We start from the raw sequence: 18,188 nt of genomic DNA, 5'->3' as shown, positions 1-18,188 counted from the left end.
GATTAACTCTCAGCATCGGGCTGGTTTTCTGGTGCGGCGGCAATAAACGCAGGATGAGCACGAAGCTCTGCAGTGATTCGTTTGATGATCGGAAACTGCGCCATATCAAGATTAAAGCGCTCCGCGTTATACACTTGTGGTACTAAACAAACATCCACTAAGCTCAGTTGATCACTAACACAGTATTCTCCTGATACTGTCGCCAATTTCTTTTCCAAGGCATGAAACCCCGTGGCTATCCAATGCCGATACCAGTCTCCTTTTTGACTTTCATCCACGGCCAGTTCACGCGTTAAATATTGTAAAACTCGTAGATTGTTCAGTGGATGAATATCAATAGCAATGTCTTGCGCCAGTGCTTTAACCTGATATTTCTCTTTACCTGATAACGGAACCAAACGGACTTGGGGATATTGGTCATCCAAATATTCGATGATGGTTAACGACTGAGTAATGCAATGTCCGTTATCTTCCAGTACCGGAATTAACTCACTCGAGTTGAGAGCGCTAAACTCGGTTGAATGTTGCACTCCGCCCTCCTTAACTAAATGGATAGCAATCGACTGGTAATCGAGCGCCTTGAGGTGAAGTGCGATGCGTACTCGGTAAGCGGCTGAAGAGCGCCAATACCCATATAACTTGAGGCTACTCATGACCCTTTCACCACGCGTTGATCGATTAAACCAAACAGGCTGTTCCCTTTATCATCACGCATTTCTAACGTTATCCTGTCACCAAATTTCATAAATTCGGTGCTTGGTTTACCGTCCCGAATGGTTTCAATCATTCGCACTTCTGCAATGCATGAATAGCCGACTCCCCCTTCAGCAATCGCACTGCCAAAATCGGTTCCCTGTTTATTAGAAACTGTACCAGAACCAATAATAGTGCCCGCGCACAATGGGCGCGTTTTTGCTGCGTGAGCAATTAACTGTGGAAATTCAAACGTCATGTCCACGCCAGCATTGGGGCAACCAAATGGTTTATTGTTATAGGTTGATAGCAATGGCAGGTTGAGTTTTCCGCCGTCCCAATGGCAGCCTAGTTCATCGGGTGTCACAGCGACAGGAGAGAATGCTGAAGACGGTTTGGATTGAAAAAAACCAAATCCTTTAGCAAGCTCTTGAGGGATCACACCACGCAGCGACACATCGTTAACCAACATCACCAATCGAATCGCTTGCGCCGCTTCACTTAGGGTTGCACCCATTCTGACATCATCGGTGATCACGGCCACTTCGGCTTCAAAATCAATTCCCCATGCTTCATCTTGCATTTGAATATCATCACGCGGTCCAAGAAAAGCATCCGAACCACCTTGATACATTAACGGATCACTCCAGAAACTTTCAGGGATCTCTGCTCCTCGTGCTTTTCGTACTAACTCAACATGGTTGACGTAAGCAGAACCGTCGGCCCATTGATACGCTCTAGGCAGCGGCGAATGACACAAGGTTTGATCAAACCGCATCTCTTGCAGCAATTCGCCTTCATTCAGCGCCGTGTAAATTTCGCTGAGCATCGGTGCGGTTTCCTGCCAACGGTCTAAGGCTTGCTGTAAATGCTCGGCAATTTCAGGCACAGCAACGCATTTTGATAAGTCATGGCTGACCACAACCAATAACCCATCTCTTGTGCCGTTTTTTAGCGTAGCTAACTTCATGTCACTTCCTTATTCTTATTCGTTTATTCGCTCTTCCAACTGTAGACGTACTGTTGATTTTCAACCTGCTGCGCCGCCTCACTAAAGTGTAATGCATGCCGCGTATCAATCATCACAGCCACTTCATCGGTAAATTTTTTCTTATACTCTTGCCCAGCTTGGAACGCTTTCGGATGTGGGCCATGGGTAAACCCGGCAGGATGAAAAGTGACCATGCCAGCTTCAATATTATCGCGGCTAAAGAAATCACCCGCATGGTAGAAGAGCACTTCATCGTAATCATCATTGTTATGATAAAACGGAACCTTTAAAGCGCCGGGGTCACTCTCAATCGGCCGAGGCACAAAGGTGCAGACCACAAAACCTTGGCCAACAAACGTTGTGTGAGCGGAGGGCGGCAAATGATAGCGATGCGACATCAACGGCCGAATGTCTCGCCAGTTGAGTTTCACCACGGAAAGATCACCGTGCCAACCTACTGCATCCAATGGGTTAAATGGATAAGTAATGACGCTGATTTTCTCATGACGTTTTAAATGAACTTGGGTGGTCTTTTCTGAATACTGCGCTTTAAACTCTGGATTAATCGACGGGACTTGCAAAACCGCAGGATCGAATATGGCGTGGTTCCCTACTAGCCCTTTTTCTGGCAAAGCATACGCCGCATCCGTATTCTCTATCATTAGAATGAACATCGGCTCACTTGGCTCAAGCCGCCAATTGGTTGAGCGCGGGATCAACACATAATCCCCTTGTGAAACGCTCAAGTGTCCGTAATCGCAATAAAAATCAGCGCTTCCTTGATGAATAAAAAGTAACTCATCACCATCGGCGTTACGCACTAAATGATCCATCGCTTGAGCCAGCTTCCATACTCGTACTTTACATTGTGCATTATGCAATAGGTGCGGCACGCTCCACGGTGAACTTTGTTTGGCTTGCTCGATCAAATTAAAATTAAAGGCTCTCGGCCTTAACTCACCTTGCCATTCACTCCACCCAGTCGGTGCATGTTGGTGATGGAAATGGGCCGCAGGGCCAAAAAAGCCACTGCGTCCTGCTTCTCTTTCATAGATGGCCTCTTGCGGGAAGTCGGCATGAGCTTGGTTTGAACATACCCCTTCTCGATGAGGAAATGTGATCCATTTATGCATCGCTGAGTACTCCTCGTCGAATTTGATCTTCTTCAATCGACTCAAATAACGCTTTGAAATTACCTTCCCCGAACCCTTCATTGCCTTTGCGTTGAATGATCTCAAAAAAGACTGGGCCAATGACGGTTTGAGTAAATATTTGCAGCAAAATTCCATCTTTCATCGGTGCACCATCAATCAGGATCCGCAGCGCTTTTAACTGATCAACATCTTCTTGATGCCCTTCAACTCGATCACTGACTTTTTCGTAGTAAGTATCCGGTGTCGGCATGAAATCCATCCCTCGCTCGCGCAGAGTACGTACCGTCTGGTAGATATCATCAGTGGATAAAGCGATGTGTTGGATCCCCTCACCATTGTATTCACGAATAAACTCTTCTATTTGTGATTTATCGTCAGACGATTCATTGATTGGGATGCGAATTTTGCCGCAAGGCGCTGTCATTGCGCGGCTAACTAACCCAGTTAGCTTTCCTTCAATATCAAAATAGCGAATTTCACGGAAGTTACCAATCCGCTCATAAAAGCCAGACCAAATGTCCATGTGGCCTTGTTTGACGTTATGCGTTAAGTGGTCAATTTCGAACAAGCCAACATTGGCGTCGGTCATTCGTTGATTAGCATCGGCATAGAACTTGAAATCCACATCATAAATGCTCTGGCTACCATAACGATCGACAAAATAAAGCAAGCTATCGCCAATTCCATAAATCGCAGGAATGCTCAGTTCCATTGGGCCAATTTGTGTTTTGTATTCTCGCCCGCCATTTGCCTGCACATGCTGCATGGCGACAGATGCATCATGAACGCGAAACGCCATCCCACACACTGAAGGTCCATGCACTTTGGCAAACGCTGCAGCTTGGCTATGGGGTTGAGAGTTAACGATAAAATTGATATCCCCTTGACGATATAACCACGCCTCTTTTGAGCGATGTTTGGCTATCTCAGCAAAGCCAAGAGAAGTAAACAGCTCTTTTAACTGCGCGATTCCAGCGGGATCAGCCGCGGTGTACTCCACAAATTCAAAACCGTCTGTTCCCAATGGGTTAAATGTTGAGGTCATCTCACGCTCCTTTTTTGTTAACGCTTGTGTTGAGTATTGCGAACATGGCGTAATTTTCAGCAAAAATGAACCCTATAACAAAAAACGGTTTAGCGGAGAACAAATAGTGTCAATGTAATTAAAATGTTACACAAATCTATTAATGAGCAGTAGGATAGTAAATTAGCGAATTTCACAGAGATGATTTGTTTTTATTTGACTGAATACTAAGCACTTTTACTTAATTGGCCACGTTAATCACAAGTCAATCATAACCAGTTGCTCAGTAAGATAAATAGCACGGCGTAACATTTTAGCTACATTTATCAAAAGCCGACACTGCCTCCGGCAAAAAACACACAATCGGGCGAGGTGTTAGGCGCACATGATTTTTATATGTCGAGCTACACGAACAAAACATTAGGCCAACACAAGTGAATCATTAAGTTAAAAACAATAGCCATTGGCTATAATATATAAGCGAAAAATTCGGTTGTTTTGTCGTGCTTCTTTGATTTATCGCAGAACATCGCGTCATCCACACGCGATATGGTATGGCTTCTGTTTCCTACGAGATAACAAAATGACCATGATAAATGAACAGCGCTTGGTTGAGCACTTTCTACAACTAATTCAAATTGACAGCGAATCGGGTAACGAAAAACAGATTGCAGAAACGCTGTCTGAACAATTGGGTGAGCTTGGTTTTTCAGTCCAAAAACTGCCCGTACCTGAACATGTTTCCAATGGCTTTAACCTTTATGCTCGCCTAGCAGGACAACTCGATGACAGTGTCGTACTGAGCTGTCACATGGATACCGTCAAACCGGGGATTGGCATTACACCCGTCATTGAAAATGGCGTCATTCGCTCTAACGGTGAAACTATTTTAGGCGGCGATGACAAATCGGGTATTGCGGCAATTATGGAGGCGATCCTAACGATTAAAGCGCAAAAACAACCTCATAAAACCATTGAAATTGCATTCACCGTCCATGAAGAAGGCGGGCTACAAGGCTCCAAACACTTTGATATGTCTCATATTCAATCGGCTAAGGCGATTGTACTCGACACTGGTGGTCCAATAGGAACCATCGTTAAAGCCGCCCCAGGGCAGCAAAAAATCATCGTTAATATCAAAGGCAAACCCGCACACGCAGGCCTTGCTCCTGAAGAAGGTATTAGCGCTATCGCCGTCGCAGCCGATGCGATTACCCAAATGAAATTGCTGCGTATTGATGAGGAAACCACGGCGAATATCGGCCTTGTTCATGGCGGTGGCGCAACGAATATCGTCATGCCTGATCTTAGAATTGTCGCTGAAGTCCGCTCATTGAATGATGATAAGTTGAGCCTACAAGTTGAACATATGGTGTCAACCTTTCAGGCCGCGGCGCACAAGCATGGCGCGCAGGTTGAGATTGAATCTACTCGTGCTTACAACGCCTTTGTATTGGATGAAGAGCATCCGCATATCGCTGCGATCAAAAAGAGCTTTGAATCGGTTGGGATTGTACCAAAAACCAAACGTACTGGTGGAGGCAGTGATGCAAACAACTTTAACGAAAAAGGATTAGTGACTGTCAATTTGTCAACGGGCATGGCGAAAGTTCACACCACCGAAGAGTATATTGCGATCAGTGATATGGTGAAGATTGCAGAATTCCTAACAACGTATTTGACCGAATAAGCCTTACGATAAAACAGGCCTCATTTTCGCGAGGCCTGCTAAAGAAACATTGGTGGGATTTGTATAAATTATAAGCCTATATTTTCCGTTAACGCTTTGATTTGTCCTAAATCCATGCGGTGAACTTGGATCATCTGATCGATTTGGCTAATTCTTGAATTCGCTTCATCTTGCTTATCACATGCGTCTGATTTTGCATCCCACGACTTACCTTCTAAGTAGACATCACAATCGGTTTTGAGCGTTTTGAGCTTCGGTACTAAAGTTTCTTTCTCTTTTTGCAGCGCTTCTAACTCTTGCTTAATTTTCAATTCACGTTGGAACAGTTCGCGTGAACGTTCAAAAATCGTTGCCTGCATATCGGCTTGCCGATTTAATTTAGAATTTTTGTTCTCAACTTGCGCTAGTGCATTTTCCTGTGTATTGAGTTTCGCTTGCAGCGCTTTATTTTCTGCCATTAATGCTTGGTATTGGCTTTGCGCTTGATCCAGCTCTTGCTGATACTGCTTTTGTTGCTCTTCTAATGCTTGTTGAAGTTTATTTGCTACTTCAGCGTCGACACTGGCGACTTTTAATTGCACTTTTTCAGCTAATTGGCTTTTATCTTGGGTGAGCTGTTCATATTTTTCTTCTAGCTGATGGTATGTTTTTTGCCAGTTATTCGTGGTGATACTTGAACCGATTAAGCCACCTAATGCTAACCCCAACACCCCTGCTAACGCGATGTAGACGTAGGTGCGTTTGTCTCGTTCTTCAATCACTACGACATCGTCTTGTGCATCAATGTCCGTCTGTTTGTTCACTCTTTCGCTCCTATCTATCTCAGCGAGTTAATTCAGTAATCACAATTGAGGCAGCATAAATGACAAAAGCAGTGAGTAAAGAAACCACCACCCCTTTTTGCAACTTTTCGTTGGTACGATAACGAATAAAAATAAAAGCAATGGCGATCAATAAAATAATGGTGATGAGTCGTGTCATTAGCCTATCCTCTCACGTAGTGTATATCATTTATAACACGCGATAAGTCAGAAAAAAGTAGAACAATCGACAACAAGCGTAAAGTTTTCCCCCCTCATCCTACGTTTACGTCTATAAATGGTTAACAAACCACCAAACGGCAGCAAATTGAGATCAAAAGCACAATTTTTCTTGTCTTGAAAAACGCTTTATGTAACATATCTCGCCTTGATGGTAAGCGCACTTATCATCAGTTCCGATGAAGACTGCAGGAGAGTAGCCTTAGTTTATTCAAAGTATGAGTAAACAGGCTCGCCGAAGAAGTAAATCTTTCAGGTGCTAATGCTCTCTCTTATGAGAGCTGGCGAGGACTGTAGTTGGAGGAACCTCTGGAGAGAACCGTTTAATCGGTCGCCGAAGGAGCAAACCCTATTTGGGGTGAAACTCTCAGGCAAAAGGACAGAGGAGTGGAAAGTTACAATCATAAATAGGTGTGGTTTCTTCACCACTGGCCTGCTGTGATCTTTTTGTGGGATCTTTTCAGATTACTGCCCTTTCCCTCTTCTCCTTAACTGTCGTTTTATTAAGGGGAACTAATGAACAACCTGCAATCTATTCTTGAATCTATAGACAACTTTGTCTGGGGACCACCACTTTTAATTTTATTGGTCGGTACAGGCATCTATTTTACGTTTCGTCTCGGTCTTATCCAATTTCGACATTTACCTACCGCACTTAAGATGGTGTTTAGTAAAGACAAAGACGCCGGTAAACAAGGCGATGTATCAAGCTTTGCCGCCTTATGTACCGCACTTTCCGCGACGATTGGAACCGGTAATATCGTTGGCGTAGCGACAGCGATTAAGCTCGGTGGGCCGGGCGCGCTATTTTGGATGTGGTTAGCCGCGCTGTTTGGTATGGCGACCAAATACGCTGAATGTTTACTGGCAGTAAAGTATCGTCAAGTGGATGACAAAGGCCAAATGGTTGGTGGCCCGATGTATTACCTGCAATATGGCGTGGGCTCGCGAACTTTGGCGGTTTTATTCGCCCTATTTGCCATCGGCGTCGCTTGTTTCGGCATTGGTACATTCCCACAAGTCAACGCGATTTTAGATGCTACTGAAATCTCTTTTGGTGTGTCACGCGAAATATCAGCAGTGGTTCTAACGCTGTTAGTCGCATTTGTCACGGTCGGTGGTATTCAATCAATTGCTAAAGTGGCTGGGAAAGTGGTACCTGCCATGGCCCTTTTTTACATCCTTGCGTGTTTGAGTGTGATCATCAGCAACAGCGATCAATTACTCACGGCCATCAGTTTAGTTATTACTTCTGCCTTCACTTCCACAGCCGCTACTGGTGGTTTCTTAGGAGCGAGCATCATGCTAGCGATTCAATCAGGGATTGCGCGCGGTGTATTTTCTAATGAATCTGGTCTTGGCAGCGCGCCAATGGCCGCGGCGGCAGCGAAAACTGACTCTTGCGTAAAACAAGGGTTGATTTCAATGACTGGTACTTTCTTTGACACCATCATTATTTGCACCATGACCGGGCTTGCGCTGATCTTAACTGGCGCATGGCAAAGTGATTTTTCTGGTGCCGCTATGACAACCTATGCATTTGCCGTGGGCTTAAATGCGCAAACCTTGGGCCCGATGATGGTCTCCATTGGTTTGATGTTTTTTGCTTTTACGACGATTTTAGGCTGGAACTATTACGGTGAGCGCTGCGTGGTGTTTTTGTTTGGCACCAAAGCAGTAATGCCTTATAAGCTGATTTTTATCGGTTTGGTAGCATCAGGTGCGTTCTTGCACCTTGATATGATTTGGATTATTGCTGATATCGTTAACGGTTTAATGGCTATCCCTAATCTGATCGGATTAATCGCATTACGTCATATTGTGCTTGAAGAGACCAAGCTGTTTTTTGAAAAACAGTCAGCACCTTTTACGCGTGATGCTCAAACCCAACATTAATCGTTTGCCAGCCGATAAGCATGTGGCAGTGCTTATCGGCAACTTTAGGTGACTAAAGAGCAACTTCTTAAGCCGCTTCATCTTCTAGTAGCAATTTCACCCCAAGCGCAACGAGCACAACACCTGTTGTCCCTTCCATCCATTTCATAAACGACGCATTCTTGAGTAAGTTTTTTGCAAAGCTTAATGCGCCCGCTAAACCGCACTGCCAACACATAGCGATAACAAAATGAATAGCAGCCATCAAAAGCGATTGCAACAACGGAGAATATTCTGGGTTAATAAATTGCGGCAAAAATGCGAGATAAAATACTGCCGTTTTAGGGTTCAACACATTGGAAAGAAAGCCTTCACGCAATGACCGCTTCAGCGTAAATTCACTGTGTGAAATCGCCGTAACCTGCATACCTTGGCTATTTTTCAGCAACGCTTTTAAGCTGGATAGTCCCAGCCAAATTAAATACGCCGCACCAATCATTTTAACCACATGAAACAGCTCGGCCGATTGTGCCAAAATCGCCGAAATACCAACGGCGGAAAAGGTCGCATGCACAAATAGCCCCATGCAAATACCCAAACTTGTTATGCTGCCGTCAGTGAACCCTGCTCGTGATGTGTTACGAATCACCAGTGCCGTATCTAGCCCCGGAGTTAGCGTTAATATAGTAATTGCGATCAGAAAGGCTTCAACGTTTTGGATATACATACCCGTCCTTGTATAAAAGAAATGTCATCGTTTGCCTTTTTATACCTGAGCTCTTTTATAAAGTCTTTAACAGTTTTCACTGGATAAGAAAATAATGAAATCCCCTCAGCTTTGTTGGTTTGGGTCACGCTCTTTCACCTTGATTGACTTGGATAGCCTTGGTTAGACACTTAATGGTTGCTACACTTACTTCTCTTTTACGTCACGGAAGGCTAATTCCATGGATGCATTCAATCAATTAGTTCAACATTCTAAGAAAATCTCACATTTCAATCATTTAGCGGCTATTTGTGGCTGGGATCAAGCCGCAGTAATGGCTGCTGGCGGAGCTCAAGCTCGCTCGGAAGCGATGGCGCACTTGTCCGTTCATATTCATAGTTTACATACTCAACCTCAATTGGCTGAATGGTTTGATAAAGCACAAAATGAGCCATTGGACGATGAGCAAAAAGCAACTCTGCGTGAACTCAAACGCCACTGGCAGCAGGCAAACGTACTGCCTGAAGCTTTGGTGCAAGCGAAATCTCTTGCTGGTTCAAAGTGTGAACATGCTTGGCGTACCCAACGCAAAAACAATGATTGGGTCGGTTTTGAGAAAAACTGGGCTGAGGTGGTCACACTCTCACAGCAAGAAGCGCAGATCCGCGCTGATGCTACAGGTTTAACGCCTTATGATGCGATGCTCGATCTTTACGAACCGGGTACAACAACTCAATCATTGGACGCTGTTTTCAGCGATGTTAAAACTTGGCTGCCAACATTAATCGATCAAGTCATAGAGAAGCAACGCGCCGAAGAGATAATCATACCGACTGGCCATTACCCTGCTGAAAAGCAAAAGGCGCTAGGCTTAGAAGTCATGAAACTGCTTCAGTTTGATTTTGAACACGGTCGCCTTGATGAAAGTGTTCACCCTTTTTGCGGCGGTGTTCCAACCGATGTTCGGATCACCACTCGTTATAATGAGTCGGAGTTTATTCAGTCTCTAATGGGCATTGTCCATGAAACAGGCCACGCACGTTATGAGCAAGGCTTGCCTAAACATCTTGCAGGTACACCAGCAGGAGAAGCGCGTTCGATGGGTATTCATGAATCTCAATCGCTCTTTTTTGAAATGCAGATGGGGCGCAGTGAACCCTTTATTGAGCACTTAGCCACCCTAGCCGCCCGCTATTTTTCAGGTAGTGAAGATAAAGTATTTGCACAAGCGAATTTCCAGAAGATCTACACTCGCGCTGAAAAAGGCTTTATTCGTGTCGATGCCGACGAGCTCACTTATCCAGCGCATGTCATTTTACGTTATGAAATTGAACGTGATTTGATCAATGGTCATATCAAACATACCGATGTGCCTGAGCTATGGGATCAAAAAATGCAGGCTTACCTCGGCCTTTCTACCCAAGGAAATAACCAAAACGGCTGTATGCAAGACATCCACTGGACAGATGGCGCTTTCGGATATTTCCCAAGTTATACACTTGGCGCGATGTACGCTGCGCAGTTTATGGCAGCAATGAAGAAAACGGTGGATGTTGATGCCGCCATTCGCAGTGGTGATTTATCACCAATATTTACTTGGCTTGCCGATAATATTTGGCAAAAAGGTAGCCTATTAACAACCAATGAATTGGTGAAACAAGCGACTGGGGATGTGCTTAACGCTCAATATTTCCAAGACCATCTAAAGCATAGATACCTTTAGCGCCAAACTTAAAAAGCAGCTTAAATCGCTGCTTTTTTCACACTTAGTTAACGCTCAATAACACGCAGGAATTCATGATGAACTTTTCATCAATGCATCTTTACGCAAGCGCCATACTGTCAGTAACATCGCCAGTAACGCTAGTACGCTCATGCCAATATAAACCAAGCTAAAACCTTGTGATAATACCTGAGTGGAAACGCCGGCCTGCTCGGCACTGTGTTCAGCAACCATGACTTCGCTCGGCACTCTCAGATAAAAGAGCGCGGAACAGAACGCCACACCGAGTGCACCGCCGAGTTCTCGTCCAAAATTAAACAGTGACATGCCAATGCCGCGATCGCGTGCGGGTAAGACACTTTGTACAACAACGCCTAAGGCCGGTAAGGTTAAACCAATACCTATACCCGCAAAACCCAATGCAAATTTCACCCACATATCGTAATGAACTTGCCACAATGCAGCCATAGCCAAAGTAAAACCGACGATCACTAACATCTTATAACGACCAAACTTCGCGATGAGCTTCCCACCCACATAAGCGCCAGAGGTAATACAGACCATGAAGATCACCATAATGGCACCACTTTCTGACGGAGTGAGTCCTTTTTGCCACTGAAACTGCAGCGGCAAATAAACCAAAAGCGCAAACATCAGCATTTGCGACCCCATAATAAGAACAATCGCGGTCAGATAATTCGGAAGACGTGCTAAACGCGCCGGTAAAATAGGATCACTCACTCTGCGTTCAACAACCACCAAAGCAACTAAACACGCCAGTAATGCAAACGCGCCCCAGCCAGTAGGGATAAATGAATGTGAAGAAAGTAATAACAGCAGCAAAGTCGTCGCACTCATGAGTAACGCTGCTCCCACCCAATCAAAGCGACTATCTCTGCGTTTATTGAGATGCTTCAAATAGCGGTTAACCATGTAAAGTGCCACCAACCCTAGCGGTAAATTAATACCGAATACCCACCGCCAACTGAGGTAGTCAGCAAAATAGCCGCCAAGTAGTGGCCCTGCAATACTGGACACCGCATAAACCGCTGAAATATAACCTTGGTACTTGCCCACTTCGCGCGCAGGAATTGAATCGGCGATAACGGTAAATGCCAGAGCTATTAAGCCTCCACCGCCAATCCCTTGAATCACACGAGCACCAATTAAACTGGGTAGATCAAAAGCAAAGGTACACAGCGCGGAACCCAACATAAAGATCACGATACTGACATTTAGCATCCGAACTCGTCCGAACAAGTCGCTCAGTTTACCGTAGACGGGCAATACAGCGGTCGATGCTAATAGATAAGCAGTAATCACCCATGTTAATGCTTGTCCTGCCGAGAGATCTTGCCCAATAAGAGCCAATGGAGTGGTAACGATGCTTTTTTCAAGCGAGCCTAAAGCGATGACTAAAGCAACGCTGGCAAAAATAATTTTCGGATTAGCCGAATAAGTTGAATCGGTAGGCATGTGCCCCTCATATGAACTTGATTAGAATGCGCGACCGACACGATAACGTAATAGTGCACATCCTAAAATAGGATAGAATGGGATGGCTTATTGCATAAATGGGATTAATGATGAAACTTGATGATTTATCACTCTTTTTAACGGTAGTGAAATGTGGCAATTTTACGCTGGCAGCAAAACAAAAAGCCTTGTCCACTAGCACGTTGAGCCGCAGAATTCAGCAGTTGGAGCAAGATATTGGCAGCATTCTACTGATCAGAAACAGTAAAGAAGTGGTACTAACGAAAGAAGGCGAGCATTTGTTTGAAACCTATGCCAACCTATTTAGCCAAATAGAAGATAAACAAGCACAAGCTTTAAAAGCCAAACAAGAGTTTAGAGGCGAGATCGTCATTAACGCGCCAATCCTACCCATTCGGCATCAGCTAAGTCCATTAGCACTGGAATTTTGTCAGCAACATCCTAAAGTCAACATTCGTATTCAAGTCGGTGCAGGGCTGGATTATCATACCCAGCACGACCTTGATATAGCGCTACGTTTTGGTCCACAACCTCAATCCGATTGGGTTGCGCGCAAACTAGCTAATAACCCTTCCGTGTTGTGCACAAGCCCTGACTACTCGGCCTCTTTGCTGCTAAAACATCCAGAGCAATTACTTTCTCTGCCACTACTCACTTTAAATACCAAACAAGCGTGGATATTTGAACATCAGCAAAGCAAAGAACGTTTTCAATTTATCCCTCAGGCACGTATTAGCTCTGAGGAAATTGATACGATTTTGCAAGCCACATTCATGAATATGGGTATTGCAAGGTTACCTAAAGGATTAATTGATAAGGAGTTAGAGGAGAAACGATTAGTGCCATTATTGCCTAACTGGCAGATTGAAGGAGCGGATGTTTATTTGCTGCACCCTCAGAGACGTTTTCTTCCTGAGCGAACTCAGGCATTTATTGACTACATCATCAATCACTGGTCACGCTTTGCTTTCAGTTACTGGCGTACTTGAGAATGTACACCACACCATACTGCTCAAATAAAAAACCACTTCTTGCTACTAACGAGCAAGAAGTGGTTGAAAGCGATTGAGTGACTAGATTAAAGAAAGTGGAAGGTCGCGTTGAATGAAACCGTACCAATATCGTCATCGCCCAAAGTGTAATTCATGTAACTTGCACCAACTGAAATTGGCCCCATCAGGAAGTATTCAGCGCCTACACCGTACATGATGTCAAAACCATCATCTATTTTATTGCTGTTTAATTTTTTATCCCAAGAATGCAAACCACCCTTGGCATACACATGCAGAGGGCCAAAATCAATGCTTGGCTTTACCGCAAAATAAACAGAAGAGGCCGCGATTTCATTCGTGGCAGTGACTTCAAATTTGCCATGGTCGGTGTAACCCGCTTCGAGGCCAATCAGAGGAAGAATACCAGTACCGGCATGAATGTTGTACGAAGTACCGCTTTTACCATTCAAATCCGATTGGCCTACTGATGCGCCGCCATAAATCCAAGAGTCAGCAAACGCCATTGAAGATGTACTGATCAGCGCCAGTGCGATTAAAGTCTTTTTCATGATGAACCTTCTTTATTTAATTTGGCAGTGGCCTCAAAACGGCGACCGATTGCCACATAGCGTCAAATTATAGTGAACTGTTGGTTAGATGCAAATCTTATACCTAACAAGCATCAATCGCATTTTTTATACGTTTATCTGAAACTGGATAAGGAGTGCCAAGTTGCTGAGCAAATAAACTCACCCGAAGCTCTTCAATCATCCAACGGATCTCTTTAACATTTTCAGGTACTTCTGCACCACGAGGTATCTTGTTTAGTAGCGCTTTGTAATCATTGGTTACCGCTTCAATTTTCAACATGTGCAAACGATCCTTATTTGGATCAATGGGTAACTTCTCCATCCGACGTTCAATCGCGCGCATGTAACGCAGAATATCCGGCAAACGCTTCCAGCCGCATTCGGTGGCAAAGCCTTTAAAGATCAAACCTTCGATCTGCGCTTTGATATCCGATAACGCAAAAGCCATCGTAAAATCGATTTTCCCTTTCAGCTTTTTATTAATGTTGAATGCCGTGGTAAGGATCGTCTCCACTTGTTGGGCGATATCGACCACAGTATCGCCCAATTCAGCGCGCACAAACTCTTTCAGTGCCTCAAACTGCTCCGGTTCCCACACTAAACCGCCTTGCTGCTCAATTAACTTATCAATCCCACAAGCAATACAGTCATCAATCAGGTCCAGTACTTTGCCATACGGGTTAAAGTAGAGCCCCAATTTTGACTTGTTCGGTAAATTGGTGTGCAGATATTTAATCGGTGAAGGAACGTTCAGCAAAATCAGACGCCGTTGCCCTGCTTTCATTGCATTGAGTTGTTCTTGCTCGGTCTCAAAAAGCTTAATTTCAACGCTCTCTTTACTATCCACTAACGCTGGATAGGCTTTAACCTCGAAACCGCCGCGCTTTTGTTGGTACACTTTCGGTAATTCACCAAAGCTCCACGTATGCAAACCTTGCTGTTCAATATCATCGTCTGCCACTTGAGATAGTGTTTCTTGTACTTTCTCTTTCAAACTCTCTTTCAGCTGATATAAATCTTTATGCTCGTTGAGTTTGCGATTTTTATGATCCACCGCGCGAAAAGTGATTTTTAAATGATCCGGAACTTGCTCTAGCTTCCAATCTTCACGCTTCACCTCGACGCCCGTCATGCGTCTTAACTCTTTTTCCATCGCATCCAATAAAGGCAATTCCATCGGTGTGACACGAGCTAAAAACGCATCCGCATAGTTAGGTGCCGGTACAAAGTTTTTGCGCAGTGTTTTAGGCAAAGACTTGATGAGGCTGACAACCAATTCATGACGTAACCCGGGGATCTGCCAATCAAACCCTGTCGGCTCAATTTGATTTAGGATCGGCAATGGTAAATGCACCGTGACACCGTCACTATCCACGCCAGGTTCAAATTGATAGCTGAGCTTCAGCTTAATACCGTTTTGATGCCAAAAGTTGGGATAATCTAAATCAGTGATGTGGCTAGCATCACCTTTAAATAGCATCTCTTTTTCAAAGTTGAGTAGATCTGGGGTGGCTTTGCTGACTTTTCGCCACCACGCATCAAAATGACGCCCAGAGACCACATCAGTTGCGACTCGCTGATCGTAGAACTCGAAAAGCTGTTCATCATCAATCAAAATATCGCGGCGGCGAGATTTATGCTCAAGCTCCTCGACTTCAAGTAATAAGCGACGGTTTTGCTTGAAAAACGCATGTTTGGTTTCCCAATCACCTTCAACTAATGCGCTGCGAATGAAAATCTCACGACATAGTGGCTCGTCAATGGTGCTGTAGTTAATCAAACGTTTAGGCACAATAGGAATGCCATATAACATCACTTTTTCATAGGCCATGACGGCGGCTTGTTTTTTTGACCAATGCGGTTCGCTGTAGCTACGCTTGATCAAATGCTGTGCCAGCGGTTCCACCCATTCAGGCTGGATTTTAGCTGCAATACGCCCCCACAGTTTAGAGGTTTCCACCAATTCGGCGACCATCACCCACTTGGGCTGCTTTTTAAACAGACCAGAAGCGGGAAAAATATTAAAGCGGGCGTTACGAGCCCCTTGGTATTCATTTTTCTCTTGGTCTTTGATACCGATGTGCGACAGTAAACCAACCAAAATTGCACTGTGGATACTTTGGTAATTGCCCGGTTCGTCGTTCAATTTGTAATCCATTTCACGCATCGATTGGTGAATTTGGAAGTAGACATCCTGCCATTCGCGTACCCGCAAATAATTGAGGTAATCTTGTTTGCACTGCTTACGAAATTGGCTGCTGCTTAACGCTTTTTGCTCAGTTTGAATGTGGTTCCACAAATTCACTAGGCTCAGGAAATCGGACTCTTCATCAAAAAATCGGCGATGTTTCTCATCTGAGGCTTGTTGTTTATCTGATGGGCGTTCGCGTGGGTCTTGAATCGAAAGTGCAGCGGCAATCACCATCAGCTCTTTTACGCAGCCAAGCTTTGGCGCTTCGAGCACCATACGCGCCAAACGGGGGTCAATCGGCAAGCGTGCTAATTTGCGCCCCATATCCGTCAACTGCTTTTTGCTGTCGTGACCGTGTTTATTGGTATCAGGAACAATCGCACCAAGCTCTTCAAGCAAACGCACACCATCTTGAATGTTGCGTTTATCCGGCGCTTCCACAAATGGGAATGCTTCAATATCACCCAGCCCAAGTGCGGTCATTTGTAAAATAACCGAGGCTAAGTTGGTACGCAGTATTTCCGGATCGGTAAATTCTGGGCGTGAAAGAAAATCCTCTTCGGAATAGAGGCGTATGCAGATCCCTTCTTCAACACGGCCACAACGTCCTTTACGCTGATTTGCACTCGCTTGAGAAATTGGTTCAATCGGCAAACGTTGGACTTTGGTGCGGTAGCTATAACGGCTGATACGCGCCGTACCTGGGTCAATGACATATTTGATACCCGGAACGGTAAGGGATGTTTCTGCCACGTTGGTGGCTAAAACAATGCGCCGCCCTATATGGGGCTGAAAGATTTTATTCTGCTCACCGGCGGATAATCGTGCATAAAGCGGCACAATTTCAGTATCACGTAAGTTACGTTTACTGAGCGCATCGGCCGTATCACGAATTTCTCGTTCACCATTCATGAAGATCAGAATATCACCAAGCCCTTCAGCACAGAGTTCATCGACGGCTTCAAAAATACCTTCAAGTTGATCGCGGTCTGCGTCCTCTTCACCAAGCAGTGGTCGATAACGCGTATCGACCGGATAAGTACGACCCGACACTTCAATGATAGGCGCGCCACTAAAATGGTTAGAGAAGCGTTCAGGATCGATGGTGGCCGAAGTAATGATGACTTTGAGATCCGGACGACGCGGCAGCAGTTCTTTCAAATAACCTAAGATAAAATCGATATTTAAGCTGCGCTCATGCGCTTCATCGATAATGATGGTATCGTACTGATTGAGAAAACGATCATGCTGGATTTCGGCCAACAATATCCCGTCAGTCATCAATTTGATCTGAGTCTGCTCGGAAATTTGATCGTTAAAACGAACTTTATAGCCAACAAAGCCACCCAGTTCTGTTTCCATCTCTTGCGCTATTCGGCTCGCGACCGAACGCGCAGCAAGACGACGTGGTTGCGTATGGCCAATCAGGCCATATTTACCGCGCCCAAGTTCTGCGCAAATTTTGGGTAACTGAGTCGTTTTGCCTGACCCTGTTTCACCCGCCACAATTACCACTTGGTTTTCAGCAATCGCTTTGGCGATATCATCGCGTTTTTGGCTTACGGGCAATAAATCAGGGTAGTCGATGGTAACGCGGTTGTTGAGACGCTGCTGCGCCACCATCATTGACTGAGCAATATCGAGCGCAATTTGATCAAAAACGGCATGTTTGGCTTGCTCATTTTTTATTTTGCTCGCACCAGAGATGCGTTTACTCAGACGAAAACGATCACGCATCATGCATTCTTTCAATGCATTGCGCAGAGATGCCGCACTGTTGCTGCTAGCGTTCATTGACTTGTGTTGATTGGGCTGTGACGAGGTCAAAGCATTTCCTATTCATTTCATTACATAAAACTGAGCGGATTGTAGCATGATCAACGCTCCTGCAATCAGTTATCCTTTCACAAACGGCGAGCATTTATTCGCTTCCTCCTCGATTCCGGTATGTTTTGCCATCGTTCGTATGATTAAGCGATTTAAAATTGGGCAATCGGATCAGGATTTCTTATGTTTATAAGA

General features: G+C 44.8%; 14 protein-coding genes and 1 riboswitch. Of the genes, 4 read left to right on the top strand and 10 right to left on the bottom strand.

What is annotated here, in order from left to right; all coding sequences use genetic code 11:
• Positions 1 to 2: 2 nt before the first annotated feature.
• From maiA to hppD, 4 genes are read right to left on the bottom strand one after another with little or no spacing between them, the layout of a single operon-like run.
• On the bottom strand, positions 3 to 653 hold the full coding sequence (gene maiA, locus AACV20_RS08460) for a maleylacetoacetate isomerase (protein ID WP_170907130.1): 651 nt from the start codon (positions 651 to 653) through the stop codon (positions 3 to 5).
• On the bottom strand, positions 650 to 1,663 hold the full coding sequence (locus AACV20_RS08455) for a fumarylacetoacetate hydrolase family protein (RefSeq protein WP_170907129.1): 1,014 nt from the start codon (positions 1,661 to 1,663) through the stop codon (positions 650 to 652). Before AACV20_RS08455 ends, maiA begins: the two co-directional genes overlap by 4 nt.
• A 23-nt stretch (positions 1,664 to 1,686) precedes the next feature.
• Positions 1,687 to 2,817, bottom strand: coding sequence for a homogentisate 1,2-dioxygenase (locus AACV20_RS08450; RefSeq protein ID WP_096036405.1), 1,131 nt, complete (start codon positions 2,815 to 2,817; stop codon positions 1,687 to 1,689).
• Complete coding sequence (gene hppD / locus AACV20_RS08445; protein ID WP_013856844.1) at positions 2,810 to 3,883, bottom strand: 4-hydroxyphenylpyruvate dioxygenase; 1,074 nt, start codon at positions 3,881 to 3,883, stop codon at positions 2,810 to 2,812. The genes AACV20_RS08450 and hppD overlap by 8 nt, the downstream gene beginning before the upstream one ends.
• A gap of 562 nt (positions 3,884 to 4,445) precedes the next feature.
• Between hppD and AACV20_RS08440 the strand changes: the two genes are divergently transcribed.
• A complete protein-coding gene (locus AACV20_RS08440) occupies positions 4,446 to 5,552 on the top strand; it encodes a M20/M25/M40 family metallo-hydrolase (RefSeq protein WP_170907128.1) in 1,107 nt (368 codons plus the stop codon).
• Positions 5,553 to 5,620: 68 nt separating this feature from the next.
• Here the strand turns inward: AACV20_RS08440 and AACV20_RS08435 are convergent, their stop codons facing one another.
• Entirely contained in the window at positions 5,621 to 6,355 is a 735-nt protein-coding gene (locus AACV20_RS08435) for a chromosome partitioning protein ParA (protein WP_170907127.1), read from the bottom strand.
• Positions 6,356 to 6,374: 19 nt separating this feature from the next.
• Positions 6,375 to 6,533 (bottom strand): hypothetical protein, encoded by a 159-nt coding sequence (locus AACV20_RS08430; RefSeq protein ID WP_010319274.1) that lies wholly within the window; start codon positions 6,531 to 6,533, stop codon positions 6,375 to 6,377.
• 358 nt (positions 6,534 to 6,891) lie between these two features.
• A riboswitch (glycine riboswitch) is annotated at positions 6,892 to 6,985 on the top strand.
• Between the two features lie 123 nt (positions 6,986 to 7,108).
• Here AACV20_RS08430 and AACV20_RS08425 point away from each other — a divergent pair.
• Complete coding sequence (locus AACV20_RS08425) at positions 7,109 to 8,488, top strand: alanine/glycine:cation symporter family protein (protein ID WP_017042489.1); 1,380 nt, start codon at positions 7,109 to 7,111, stop codon at positions 8,486 to 8,488.
• Positions 8,489 to 8,555: 67 nt separating this feature from the next.
• On the opposite strand, the gene AACV20_RS08420 is transcribed toward AACV20_RS08425, so the two are convergent.
• A complete protein-coding gene (locus tag AACV20_RS08420; RefSeq protein WP_017044740.1) occupies positions 8,556 to 9,194 on the bottom strand; it encodes a LysE family translocator in 639 nt (212 codons plus the stop codon).
• Positions 9,195 to 9,414: 220 nt separating this feature from the next.
• Between AACV20_RS08420 and AACV20_RS08415 the strand changes: the two genes are divergently transcribed.
• A complete protein-coding gene (locus AACV20_RS08415) occupies positions 9,415 to 10,896 on the top strand; it encodes a carboxypeptidase M32 (RefSeq protein WP_170907126.1) in 1,482 nt (493 codons plus the stop codon).
• 72 nt (positions 10,897 to 10,968) lie between these two features.
• On the opposite strand, the gene AACV20_RS08410 is transcribed toward AACV20_RS08415, so the two are convergent.
• Positions 10,969 to 12,372 (bottom strand): MDR family MFS transporter, encoded by a 1,404-nt coding sequence (locus AACV20_RS08410; RefSeq protein ID WP_017044742.1) that lies wholly within the window; start codon positions 12,370 to 12,372, stop codon positions 10,969 to 10,971.
• A gap of 98 nt (positions 12,373 to 12,470) precedes the next feature.
• Between AACV20_RS08410 and AACV20_RS08405 the strand changes: the two genes are divergently transcribed.
• Positions 12,471 to 13,382 (top strand): LysR family transcriptional regulator, encoded by a 912-nt coding sequence (locus AACV20_RS08405; protein ID WP_013856811.1) that lies wholly within the window; start codon positions 12,471 to 12,473, stop codon positions 13,380 to 13,382.
• A gap of 89 nt (positions 13,383 to 13,471) precedes the next feature.
• Here the strand turns inward: AACV20_RS08405 and AACV20_RS08400 are convergent, their stop codons facing one another.
• Both AACV20_RS08400 and hrpA read right to left on the bottom strand, forming a co-directional pair.
• Positions 13,472 to 13,954: a porin family protein gene (locus AACV20_RS08400; RefSeq protein WP_017044743.1), complete on the bottom strand. Its 483-nt coding sequence runs from the start codon at positions 13,952 to 13,954 to the stop codon at positions 13,472 to 13,474.
• A 103-nt stretch (positions 13,955 to 14,057) separates the two neighbouring features.
• Positions 14,058 to 17,993 carry an ATP-dependent RNA helicase HrpA gene (gene hrpA / locus AACV20_RS08395; RefSeq protein WP_094144980.1) on the bottom strand — a complete coding sequence of 1,312 codons (3,936 nt, stop codon included), beginning with the start codon at positions 17,991 to 17,993 and terminating at the stop codon, positions 14,058 to 14,060.
• Positions 17,994 to 18,188: the final 195 nt, after the last annotated feature.

Source organism: Vibrio sp. B4-6 (assembly GCF_963888245.1).
GTDB lineage: Bacteria > Pseudomonadota > Gammaproteobacteria > Enterobacterales > Vibrionaceae > Vibrio > Vibrio anguillarum.
This window is presented reverse-complemented; position numbering and strand designations above follow the sequence as displayed.